General features: G+C 61.6%; 10 protein-coding genes. 4 read left to right on the top strand and 6 right to left on the bottom strand.

The genetic code is table 11. The features are described 5' to 3' along the window. Window positions 1–43 precede the first annotated feature (43 nt). The 3 genes from mtnN to DW58_RS02110 are packed head-to-tail and all read left to right on the top strand — an operon-like array spanning window position 44 to window position 2,176. The gene (gene mtnN / locus DW58_RS02100; protein WP_024551101.1) at window positions 44–742 is read left to right on the top strand and encodes a 5'-methylthioadenosine/S-adenosylhomocysteine nucleosidase; all 699 of its coding nucleotides are present in this window, start codon (window positions 44–46) and stop codon (window positions 740–742) included. Beyond that, window positions 735–1,538 carry a vitamin B12 ABC transporter substrate-binding protein BtuF gene (btuF, locus tag DW58_RS02105; protein WP_024551102.1) on the top strand — a complete coding sequence of 268 codons (804 nt, stop codon included), beginning with the start codon at window positions 735–737 and terminating at the stop codon, window positions 1,536–1,538. The genes mtnN and btuF overlap by 8 nt, the downstream gene beginning before the upstream one ends. Window positions 1,539–1,555: 17 nt before the next feature. After that, window positions 1,556–2,176, top strand: a complete 621-nt coding sequence (locus tag DW58_RS02110; protein WP_024551103.1) for a TRIC cation channel family protein — start codon at window positions 1,556–1,558, stop codon at window positions 2,174–2,176. Between the two features lie 47 nt (window positions 2,177–2,223). On the opposite strand, the gene erpA is transcribed toward DW58_RS02110, so the two are convergent. Together erpA and clcA are read right to left on the bottom strand one after the other, a co-directional pair. Continuing rightward, a complete protein-coding gene (gene erpA, locus DW58_RS02115) occupies window positions 2,224–2,568 on the bottom strand; it encodes an iron-sulfur cluster insertion protein ErpA (RefSeq protein WP_024551104.1) in 345 nt (114 codons plus the stop codon). An 80-nt stretch (window positions 2,569–2,648) separates the two neighbouring features. Further along, window positions 2,649–4,055, bottom strand: a complete 1,407-nt coding sequence (clcA, locus tag DW58_RS02120; RefSeq protein WP_024551105.1) for a H(+)/Cl(-) exchange transporter ClcA — start codon at window positions 4,053–4,055, stop codon at window positions 2,649–2,651. A 168-nt stretch (window positions 4,056–4,223) separates the two neighbouring features. On the opposite strand from clcA, the gene hemL reads away from it, so the two are divergent. Next, window positions 4,224–5,504 carry a glutamate-1-semialdehyde 2,1-aminomutase gene (gene hemL / locus DW58_RS02125; RefSeq protein ID WP_024551106.1) on the top strand — a complete coding sequence of 427 codons (1,281 nt, stop codon included), beginning with the start codon at window positions 4,224–4,226 and terminating at the stop codon, window positions 5,502–5,504. A 73-nt stretch (window positions 5,505–5,577) separates the two neighbouring features. On the opposite strand, the gene fhuB is transcribed toward hemL, so the two are convergent. Genes fhuB through fhuA form a run of 4 tightly spaced genes read right to left on the bottom strand, consistent with a single transcriptional unit; the run spans window position 5,578 to window position 11,493 of the window. Further along, the gene (gene fhuB / locus DW58_RS02130) at window positions 5,578–7,563 is read right to left on the bottom strand and encodes a Fe(3+)-hydroxamate ABC transporter permease FhuB (protein ID WP_024551107.1); all 1,986 of its coding nucleotides are present in this window, start codon (window positions 7,561–7,563) and stop codon (window positions 5,578–5,580) included. Further along, a complete protein-coding gene (gene fhuD, locus DW58_RS02135; protein ID WP_024551108.1) occupies window positions 7,560–8,456 on the bottom strand; it encodes a Fe(3+)-hydroxamate ABC transporter substrate-binding protein FhuD in 897 nt (298 codons plus the stop codon). Before fhuD ends, fhuB begins: the two co-directional genes overlap by 4 nt. Then, on the bottom strand, window positions 8,456–9,253 hold the full coding sequence (fhuC, locus tag DW58_RS02140; RefSeq protein ID WP_024551109.1) for a Fe3+-hydroxamate ABC transporter ATP-binding protein FhuC: 798 nt from the start codon (window positions 9,251–9,253) through the stop codon (window positions 8,456–8,458). Before fhuC ends, fhuD begins: the two co-directional genes overlap by 1 nt. A 47-nt stretch (window positions 9,254–9,300) precedes the next feature. Further along, window positions 9,301–11,493 (bottom strand): ferrichrome porin FhuA, encoded by a 2,193-nt coding sequence (fhuA, locus tag DW58_RS02145; RefSeq protein ID WP_035885494.1) that lies wholly within the window; start codon window positions 11,491–11,493, stop codon window positions 9,301–9,303. Window positions 11,494–11,594 lie beyond the last annotated feature (101 nt).

An 11,594-nucleotide genomic window follows, 5' to 3' on the forward strand; every position in this document is an offset into this window, starting at 1 on the left:
CGCGAAAAGGCGTTTATGTCCCCTAACTATTGCGAGTTGACCTATGAAAGCAGGCATTATTGGTGCTATGGAAGAAGAAGTTACGCTGCTGCGTGACAAAATCGAGAACCGCCAGACCATCACCGTGGCGGGCCTGGAAATGTATACCGGCACGCTGAACGGCACCGACGTCGCCCTGCTGAAATCGGGCATTGGTAAAGTCTCCGCCGCGATGGGCGCCGCGCTGCTGCTGGAGCACTGCAAACCGGATCTGATCATCAATACCGGTTCCGCGGGCGGGCTTGCGCCGGGGCTGAACGTGGGCGACATCGTGGTCTCTGACGAGACGCGTTATCACGACGCCGACGTTACCGCGTTTGGGTATGAAATCGGTCAGATGGCGGGCTGCCCGGCGGCTTTCGTTGCCGATGAAAAGCTGGTGAACGCGGCGGAAGCCTGCATTCGTCAGCTGGATCTGCACGCGGTGCGCGGGCTTATCGTCAGCGGCGACGCGTTTATCAACGGTGCCGAAGGCCTGGCGAAAATCCGTCACAACTTCCCGCAGGCGGTGGCCGTAGAAATGGAAGCAACCGCTATCGCGCACGTCTGCCATAACTTCGGCGTGCCGTTCGTGGTGGTGCGCGCGATCTCCGACGTGGCGGACCAGACCTCGCACCTGAGCTTTGACGAGTTCCTGGCGGTGGCGGCGAAGCAGTCCAGTCTGATGGTGGAAACCCTCGTTCAGAATCTGGCTCGTGGCTAAGGTCTTCTCAGGCAGGGCGCTCTGCGCCCTGCTGCTCCTGCTTCCCGCGTGGCTTCTCGCCGCGCCGCGCGTCATTACCCTCTCTCCCGCTAATACCGAACTGGCCTTCGCCGCCGGTATCACCCCGGTCGCCGTCAGCGCCTGGTCCGACTATCCTCCCGCTGCTCGCCACCTTGAGCAGGTCGCCAACTGGCAGGGCATGAACCTCGAACGCATCGTGGCGCTCAAGCCGGATCTGGTGGTGGCCTGGCGCGCAGGCAACGCCGAGCGTCAGGTCAAACAACTGGAAGGGCTTGGCATAAAGGTGATGTGGCTCGACCCCGCCTCGGTGGCAGAGGTGGCAAATGCCCTGCGCGCGCTGGCCCGCTGGAGCCCGACGCCGGAGCAGGCCACGGCCGCCGCCGCCTCGCTGGAGCAACGTTTTCAGGCGCTCCAGACAGCGTACGCCACCACCATGCCGAAAAAGATCTTTATGCAGTTCGGCAATGCCCCGCTGTTTACCTCCGGCCCCGGCTCGCTGCAGAACCAACTGCTGGAAACCTGCGGCGGGAAAAACATCTTTGCCGACAGCCGCGTTCCCTGGCCCCAGGTGAGCCGCGAACAGGTGCTGGCCCGTCGTCCCGATGCGATTACCATCCCCGGCGATGCCAGCGCCGTCGCCCGCGTGCAGCAGTTCTGGGGCAGCCAGCTTCAGGTGCCGGTTATCGCCCTCAACGGTGACTGGTTTGAACGCGCCGGCCCGCGTATTATTCTCGCCGCGCAGCAGCTGTGTGCGGCGCTAAAGCAGGTCAGGTAACCGGAGAGAATTAACGCATGCTTATCTATTGGCTGGATATCATCGGTACGGCGGTGTTTGCGATATCCGGCGTTTTGCTGGCGGGTAAACTGCGCATGGACCCCTTCGGGGTGCTGGTACTCGGCGTGGTTACCGCCGTCGGCGGCGGAACAATACGCGATATGGCGCTGGCTTACGGGCCGGTGTTCTGGGTAAAAGATCCCACCGACCTGGTGGTCGCGATGGTGACCTGCATGATTACCATTCTGGTGGTGCGCCAGCCGCGCCGGATGCCCAAATGGGTGCTGCCGGTGCTCGACGCCGTCGGGCTGGCAGTGTTCGTAGGGATTGGGGTGAACAAGGCCTTTATGGCCGGCACCGGGCCGCTGGTGGCGATCTGCATGGGCGTGCTCACCGGCGTGGGCGGCGGGATTATTCGCGACGTGCTGGCGCGCGAAATCCCGATGATCCTGCGTACGGAAATCTACGCCACCGCCTGCATCGTCGGCGGTATCGTCCATGCTACGGCGTATTACACCTTTGCGGTGCCGCTGGAGCAGGCGAGCATGATGGGGATGGTGGTGACGCTGGCGATACGTCTGGCCGCGATTCGCTGGCACCTGAAGCTGCCCACCTTCGCGCTCGACGAAAAGTCATAAACAAAAAAGCCGTGCTGAGCACGGCTTTTTTTATCGGCAATCTGCTGTCAGACGCTGAAGGAGGAACCGCACCCGCAGGTGCTTTTGGCATTCGGGTTGGTCACTACAAAGCGCGACCCTTCCAGGCCTTCGGTGTAGTCTACCGCACCGCCCACCAGGTATTGCAGGCTCATCGGGTCAACCACCAGCGCCACGCCCTGTTTCTCAATGGTCATGTCGCCGTCGTTGATCTGGTCATCAAAGGTGAAACCGTACTGGAAGCCGCTGCAACCACCACCGGTGATGTAGACGCGCAGTTTCAGTTCCGGGTTCTCTTCGTCGGCAATCAGGCTTTTTACTTTCATGGCCGCGGCCTCAGTAAACTGAAGGGGCAGCGCTACGTCATCACTCATTTTTTACTCCCGTTAAAACCGTCAATCGGGTAAATAATACCCAATTCTTTACGCCATTATCCGTTACGCGGTCGAATCGTTCAAGTGTTCCCCCCGCTACGATCGCGCTGTTCCGCTTCCTGACGCGCCAGCGTTCTGGCGAGTATGGTGGAATAGAGCGGCTTGCCGCCAAGGAATTGCGCCAGCAGTGTGGCACCGAGACAGGTAATAATCATCGGCAAAATGAGCTGGTAATTATTGGTCATCTCCAGCACCAGCACGATCCCGGTCAGCGGCGCGCGCACCGAGGCGGCGAACAGCGCGCCCATGCCGGCGATGGCGAAGGTGCCGACATCCAGCCCCATGGCCGGCATCCAGGCGGCGCACACCATGCCAAACGCCGTGCCGAGCAGCGTGCCCAGCGCCAGCATCGGGGCAAAGATCCCGCCCGGCGCCCCTGAGGAGAAGCACAGCAGCGTGGTGACAACCCGGGCGATAAAAATAAACAGCAGCATCTCCACCGGGAAATTCCCGGCGGTGGCGATGGGGATCAGGTTAAAACCGCCGCCTACCGCGCCGGGCGCCATCAGCCCGAGGATGCCGCACAGGCCGCCAATCGCCCCACCAATCAGCACCCATTTGGTGATATTGCCGCCGTGAAGGCGCTGAAACACATCCTGCATCATTAGCACCAGGCTATTAAACAGCGTCCCCACGGCCCCGAAGATCATCCCCAGCAGCAGGTAGAGCCAGAGCGTATTCAGCGGCGCATTAGAGAGGTGGCCCACCTCAATCACCGCGGCGTCGCCGTTAAACACGCGAAACACGATGCTCGACATGATCACGCCGATAAACACCGCTTTGATAGAGATAAGGCTGTAGCGAAACTGCGGGCGCATCTCTTCGATGATAAACAGGATGCCCGCCAGCGGCGCGTTAAAGGCCGCCGCCAGCCCCGCCGCCGCACCGGTGGCCAGCAGCGTATGCCGCGCCTCCGCGCCGCGCTGGCGGCACATATCCAACACCATGCGTCCGATGTTGCCACCCATCTGGACCGTCGGTCCCTCGCGCCCCAGCACCATTCCGGCGCCGAGGGTGCCCATACCACCGAAGAACTTCACCGGCAGGACGCGCCACCAGCGGACCGGACGCATCTCCTCCAGCGCGCCCTCAATTTCCGGGATGCCCGACCCGCCCGCTTCCGGCGCGAAGCGGCGCACCAGCCAGTAACCCAACATCGCCAGCAGCGCAGAGAGCACAAAGGCCAGCGGCCACACCAGCAGCGCGCTGTCCGCCACCTGGGCCAGCATGCCGAGCCGGTGCTGCACCACCCAGTCTACCGCCTGATCGAACATCACGCCCATCAGACCGGTAAGGGCACCGACCACGGCGGCCATCAGCAGGATCACCAGCGGGGTTTTATCGCGCTGCAGCAGCTGACGAATCAGATCGCCGCGTCGTTTATGAATAATACGTTCCGCACTCTTTGACGGCGTTACGGACTCCATATCAGGTCTCACCTTATTTGTCATACAAACTGGTGGCGCTATTTTAGCGAGGGAAAACGGCGACGTCATGCAGCAATACGCCGTCATCCGGGTGCGCGGGTAGAACAACGGCGCGATTATCCCTAGAATAGCCCCCAGTTATCTTTCCTACGAATCAGGAGCCGCTTCATGAGTAAGTCCGAAACCCTTTATACCGCTGCGCAGAACGTTATTCCCGGCGGTGTAAACTCGCCGGTCCGCGCGTTTACCGGCGTGGGCGGTACGCCGCTGTTTATCGAACGTGCCGATGGAGCTTACCTCTATGACGTTGATGGCAAAGCCTATATCGATTACGTCGGATCCTGGGGTCCGATGGTGCTGGGCCACAACCACCCGGCGATCCGCAACGCGGTCATCGAGGCGGCAACGCGCGGTCTGAGCTTCGGCGCGCCGACCGAAATGGAAGTGAAGATGGCGGATCTGGTGACCGAACTGGTGCCGACGATGGACATGGTGCGCATGGTGAACTCCGGGACCGAAGCGACCATGAGCGCCATTCGTCTGGCGCGCGGCTTTACCGGGCGCGACAAAATCATCAAGTTCGAAGGCTGCTACCACGGCCACGCCGACTGCCTGCTGGTGAAAGCTGGCTCCGGTGCGCTGACCCTCGGCCAGCCGAACTCCCCAGGCGTACCGGCAGATTTCGCGAAGCATACCCTGACCTGCACCTATAACGATCTGGCGTCGGTGCGTAGCGCCTTCGAGCAGTACCCGCAGGATATCGCCTGCATCATCGTCGAGCCGGTGGCGGGCAACATGAACTGTATTCCGCCGCAGCCGGACTTCCTGCCGGGCCTGCGCGCGCTGTGCGACGAGTTTGGCGCGCTGCTGATTATCGACGAGGTGATGACCGGTTTCCGCGTGGCGCTGGCGGGTGCGCAGGCGTACTACAACGTGGTGCCTGACCTGACCTGTCTGGGCAAAATCATCGGTGGAGGGATGCCGGTAGGGGCGTTCGGGGGCCGTCGCGATGTGATGGCGGCGCTGGCGCCGACCGGGCCGGTCTACCAGGCAGGCACCCTGTCGGGCAACCCGATTGCCATGGCTGCCGGCTATGCCTGTCTGACCGAAGTCGCCCAGCCGGGTATCCATGAGACCCTGACCGATCTCACCACCCGTCTGGCAGACGGCCTGCTGCGTGCGGCGGAGGAGACCGGCATTCCGCTGGTGGTGAACCACGTAGGCGGCATGTTTGGTCTGTTCTTTACCGATGCCGGGAGCGTGACCTGCTATCAGGATGTGCTGGGTTGCGATGTGGCGCGCTTTAAGCGCTTCTTCCATCTGATGCTGGAAGAGGGCGTTTATCTCGCGCCGTCCGCATTCGAGGCGGGCTTTATGTCCGTGGCACACAGCGAAGCGGATATTGATAACACCATCGATGCCGCCCGCCGCGTGTTTGCCAAACTGTAATCTCCGTCAGCGGCGGGTACGTTTCGCGTACCCGCCCTGCACTCACCGACTCAACGCTCTACCCTCTACCCGCTTAACGACTCTGCTTTCTTAACAGATAGATAAAGTACGGCGCGCCGATGAACGATGCCAGCAGCCCGGCCGGGATCTGATACGGAAACAGCACCATACGTCCGGCCCAGTCGGCGATCACCATCAACACGGCACCCGTCAGCGTGGACATCACCATGTGCGGCATCGTGCGGCGGAACCCCATCATGCGGGCGATATGCGGCGCCATCAGACCGATAAAGCTCAGCGGCCCGATAATCAGCGTGGCGCAGGCGGTGAGGCCTGCGGCCAGCAGCAGTAACAGCGCGCGAGACGGCGTCAGGGCGATGCCCACCGAGCGCGCCGTCTCTCCGCCGAGCGGCAGTACGGTCAGCCAGCGACGGCACAGCGCGGTGGCGGCCAGCAACAGCACCATCACCCCTGCCCCGAACCCTACCTGCTGCACCGTGACGTTATAGGTCGATCCTGAGATCCAGGTCAGCACCTGCGCCATACGCGGGTCGCCGCTTGCCTGAAGCATCATCAGCAGCATGGTAAACGCCGTGCTGAGCGCCATCCCGGCCAGCAGCATGCGGTGCGGCGAGAATCCGCCCCGTCCGGCGGCAATCATAATGATGAGCAGCGTAGCCGCCGCGCCGAGGCTGCCCGCCGGCAGCAGCCAGCCAAAGGCGTTGCCCGGCACGAAGAACAGCATCAGCACCACGCCAAACGCCGCCCCGGAGCTGATACCCAGCACTTCCGGGCTGGCCATCGGGTTGCCGGTCAGACGCTGGATAATGCACCCCGCCACCGCCAGCATGGCCCCGGCGATCAGCGCCGCCGTGACGCGCGGCCAGCGCCACGGCATCAGCTGCGCCAGCGTATCGCCGCTGGCCCACACCCAGCTGTGGGCATCGCGCCCGAGGCTCAGCGCCGCAACGGTCACTACCGCCAGCACAATAAGCCCGGCGAGGCTCCAGGCCAGCCGGTGCTGGCGCTCGCCAGGGACGCGATCCCCGGCGTTCATCGCCGGCGGGGTCATGGTGCGTAACCGCGGCAGCAGCCACAGCAGCAGCGGCGCACCGATCAGCGCCGTTATCGACCCGGTCGACACTTCCATCCATACGCGGGTCAGCCAGACCACAAGCTGGTCTGCCATCCACAGGATCAGCGCGCCGAGCAGCGCCGACAGCAGCAGCCGGGAAAGTAACCGACGCGCCCCCAGCATCTTCGCCAGCAGCGGTGCGAACAGCCCGATAAAGCCGACGATCCCCACCGCGTTCACCAGCAGGGCGCTGATGACAATCGCCAGCGTCAGCACCGCAAAGCGCGCCAGCGACAGCGCCAGCCCCAGATTACGCGCGACGCCGTCGTCCAGCCCCATCAGGGTCAGCGGACGCAGCAGCAGCAGCGTCAGCACCGCGCCGACCAGCAGCTGCGGCCACAGGCGCTGAGCAATGCTCCAGTCGGTCTGGTTGAGCGCCCCGGTGCTCCAGAGGAACATGCTTTGCAGCTGGTCGTGATGGAAAAGCGCCAACAGCTGATTCACCGCGCCGCAGTAAAGGCTCACTACCAGGCCCGCCAGGATCAGCGTCACCGGCGAGAGGCGCTTGCCCCACGCCACGCCAAACACCAACAGCCCGACCACGCAGGCCCCGGCCAGGGCCGCGAACTGCGTGATCAGATACCCATCGGGCAGCGCCCACAGGGTGCTTACCGTAATGCCGAGCTGCGCACCGGTAGCGACGCCAAGCGTGGTCGGCTCCGCCAGCGGGTTACGCAACACCTGCTGGAACAGCACGCCCACCAGCCCCAGCCCGGCGCCCACCAGCAGGGAGACCGCCAGCCGCGGCAGCGCGCTGTAGTGGAACAGCATCTGATCGATAAGATTCACGTCCGGGGCCGTCAGGGCCTGCCACCATTGGCTGCGCACCAGCTGAACGTTGAGGTTGAACCAGCTCAGCCAGGCGGCAAACAGAAACAGCAGGGCCAGCAGCACCGACGGGAAGACGATACGACGCGGGATCATGCTTTGCCTCCCAGCGCGCGATCAGCGATACGGCAGAAGTGCATAGCCGCGAGCGTGCCGCCGTAGAACCAGGCCGCAGGCACGCGCTGGAAACGGTGCTGACGTATAAACGGCATCGCCTGCCACAGCGGGGTGGCGGCCACACGCTGATAGAGCGCGTCGTCCCCGTGTTCAAAGCAGATGACGTCGGCATCTTTGATCGTGGCCAGCCGTTCGATGCCAACCACCATGCTGCCCCAGAAGTTGGTTTCGCCGTGCCAGGCGTTTTTCACGCCCCAGTGGTCAAACACCTGCTGAAACAGGCTGTTGTCACCGAGCACCAGCACATGCCGCTCGTCCATGGTACACATCATCAGTACCGGACGGTCGCCGCGTGCCTTAAAGCGGGGGGCGTAGCGCTCAAGGGTCTCATCAAAGTGCGCCAGGTGGCGCTGCGCCTGCGGCCCCAGATCCAGCAGGTCAGCCAGCTCAACCAGAGAGCGCTTCGCAAGCGTTAGTGGGTGCTTACCATCACTGAAATTAAATCCGCGTCCCGGTGCGATACGGGCCAGGGTTTCCGCTGACGGACCATAGCCTGTCGACCAGATAATCATCGAGGGCTTCATCTGGATCAGCAGTTCGAGGTTCGGCTCGGTGCGCAGGCCAACGTCGATTACGCCGTCCGGCAGCACGGGTTCATTGACCCACAGCTTATAGTTGGGCACATCGGCAACGCCGTAGGGCGTTACGCCCAGCGCCAGCAGCAACTCCACCGGCAGCCATTCAAGGGCCACGATGCGGTGCGGATCGACGCTTGCCGCCTTGCTTTTCGCGGCATGCCACAGCAGCGGCGAGAGCGCCATGGCGGTGAGCAGCCGGCGTCGCGTCAGAGAGGGAATGATCGGTTCGCGCATCAGTAGACGAAGCTCACGGGGGCGTTACCGCCCGGATGCGGCAGGATGCCCATCGGAATACCGTAGATCTGCTCCAGCGTTTCGCTGCACATGATCTCCTGCGGGGTGCCCTGGGCAATCATCTCCCCGCCGCGCAGCGCCACCAGCCGATCGCAGAAGCGCGCCGCCATGTTGATGTCGTGCAGGACGGCAATCACCGTCAGACCGCGCGAGACGCTCAGCCGCTGGATCAGGGAGAGCACGTCCATCTGGTGCGCGATATCCAGCGCCGAGGTGGGCTCGTCGAGCAGCAGGCAGCGGCTGTTCTGAGCGACCAGCATCGCAATCCACGCCCGCTGACGTTCGCCGCCGGAGAGGCTGTCCACCAGCCGCTGGGCAAAGGGTTTGAGCCCGACCTGCGCAATGGCGTCATCAACGCGCTCGCGATCCTCCGCGCCAAAACGTCCCAGTGCGCCGTGCCACGGGTAGCGGCCAATGGCGACCAGTTCACGCACGGTCATGCCTTCCGCCTGCGGCAGCTGCTGCGGCAGATAGGCCACTTCCCGGGCAAACGCCTTACTTTTCCAGTCGTCGAGCGGGGTGCCGTTTAACAAAATGGTGCCCTCGCTCGGACTCTGGTGGCGACCCAGCATTTTGATAAGCGTCGATTTTCCGGAGCCGTTATGACCAATCAGGCCCGTTACGCGCCCGGCGGGGAAAGTCAGGGAGAGAGAGTGCAGCAGCGTGCGACCGGGCACGCGAAAGGAGACGTCAGACAGCGTGAAGGTTGAATCGGGATGCGTTTTGTTATCCTGCATAAAAGCCAACTTGTAAAAGGGCACGGCGAACCGTGCCCGAAAACGAATTAGAAACGGAAGGTGGCGGTTGCCACAACCTGACGCTCTGCGCCCCAGTAACACGCCGTGTCACGGTAGCAGCTTGAGACATACTCACGATCAAACAGGTTGTTCACGTTCACCGCGATTGAGGAGTCCGGTAAGCCAACCCGGCCAAGGTCATATTTGACCATCGCATCCACCAGGGTGTAGCTGCCAACCTTAAAGGTATCGTTGTTCGCAGCGTAGAAGCTGGAGGTATCGCCGACATAACGCGTGCCTGCACCGAAGGTGAAGCCGCTCAACGCCGTTTCGTTGAAGGTGTAATCCATCCACAGCGAGGCCATATTGCGCGGCACTTCGGCAGGACGCTTACCTTCAAAGTTGGTGTCATGCGTATATTTTGCATCCGTGTAGCTGTACGCCGCGGTCAGGTTGATGTTGGCGTTAACCGCAGCCTTCGCTTCCAGTTCCACACCGCGAGAGCGAATTTCGCCGCTCTGGACGCTAAACAATGCGTTTGTCGGATCGGCCGTCAGGTTTTTATCTTTGGTCAGCTGGAAGACAGCGGCGGTCAGCACAACCGGCATATCTTTCGGTACGTATTTCACACCCGCTTCATACTGCTTGCCGGTGGACGGATCGAAAGGCTTGCCCTGCTGTGACGCACCGGAAACCGGCTCGAAGGACTCGCTGTAGCTGAAGTACGGAGAAATACCGTTGTCGAACAGATAGTTCAGGCCGCCGCGCCAGGTAAACTGCTCATCGTTAATTTCGGCGGTGCTGCTGCTTGAGCGCGTGAAGGTAGAGGTCTTCGCGAAGTCGTAGCGGCCGCCCAGCGTCAGGACAAACTTATTCCACTCCGCCTGATCCTGGACATACAGGCCAGTCTGCTCCTGGCGGTTAACGATTTCATACGGATAACCGTTGAGCACCACGTTCGGATTGCCGTACTGCGGATTCTGCATATTCAGCGGGCTGGCAGAACCATAATCCGCATCAATATCGTTACGCATACGCATATAGTCAACGCCGGTCAGCAGGATGTGATCGACATCGCCAGTGGCGAAGGTGGTTTGCGCCTGGGTATCCACGCTGAAGTTATTCAGATCTTCATCAGAGCGGACATAGGCCCGGCTAATCTGCGCAGGGGCAATATAACCATTACCGTAAACGGCGTCATACAGGGTGTGAATACGCGTATAGCGCAGGTTCTGACGCACGGTCCAGGTATCGTTGAACGCGTGGGCGAAGCTGTAGCCGACCATCTGCTGACGACGAGAATATTTATTGTCTTTCTCACCTTCATTGAAATCGACCGGGAGCTTATGCGCGTTGCCGTTGGCGTCAATGTATGGCACCACGGTGCCTTCGCGCGGCAGCCAGCCGTAGAAGCCCGCATCCGGATCGCTCTGGAAGTTGCTCAGGAACGTGAAGTCCGTTTTATCGCTCGGACGCCAGCTAAAGGACGGCGCGATGGCGTAACGGCTGGATTTCGCCATTTTCTGCTGTGCGTCTTCGCTACGACCGAGGCCGGTCAGACGGTAGGAAAACTCACCGTTGTCATCCAGCGCATCGCTGAAGTCGAAACCGGTCTGCCACAGATTATTGGTGCCCATTTTGAACTGCACTTCTTTGAGCGGCTCAGTGGTCGGGCGCTTGCTGACCATGCTCACTACCCCACCCGGATGGCTTTTACCATACAGGACGGAGACCGGGCCGCGCAGCAGTTCTACACGCTCCAGGAAGTAAGGATCCATGGACACTTCAGAATAGTTATCGCCCTGAAGCTTCATGCCATCCAGATACTGGTTGGTATTCGCCCCGGTCGAAGCGGAGAAGCCGCGAATCGAAATCACATCCAGGGTCGTTGAGCTGCCGCGGGTGGAGAATACGCCCGGCGTGTAGGCCAGTGCGCTTTTCACCGTCTGCGGTTGTCGGGTATCCAGCTCTTCACGCGTCACTACCGACACCGACTGCGGTGTTTTTTCAATCGGGGTGTCGGTTTTGGTGGCGGTGGCCGTGCGCTTCGCGGCGATGGTTGGGGCCGGGCCCCACGCGCTTTCCTGCGGGGCTGCCGCAGAAACGATGATGGTGTCTTCTTTTTGTGCCGTCTGCGCCGCGGAGGCGGTCATGGACAGGCTACCTGCTGCGGCAGCAACGAGCACCGCAAGCTTGCACAGGGAGGTGTTGAGTGGCTGAGAAGCGTCAGAACGTGCCATTGTAGTTTCTCTGAGTGAAAGTAACGAACGATAACGTAAACGAGAATTATTATTATGCGGGGGGATAATATTCGAAACGCTGTACGCTTAGCAAGCAGTAC

The organism is Siccibacter turicensis LMG 23730 (assembly GCF_000463155.2).
Lineage (GTDB): Bacteria > Pseudomonadota > Gammaproteobacteria > Enterobacterales > Enterobacteriaceae > Siccibacter > Siccibacter turicensis.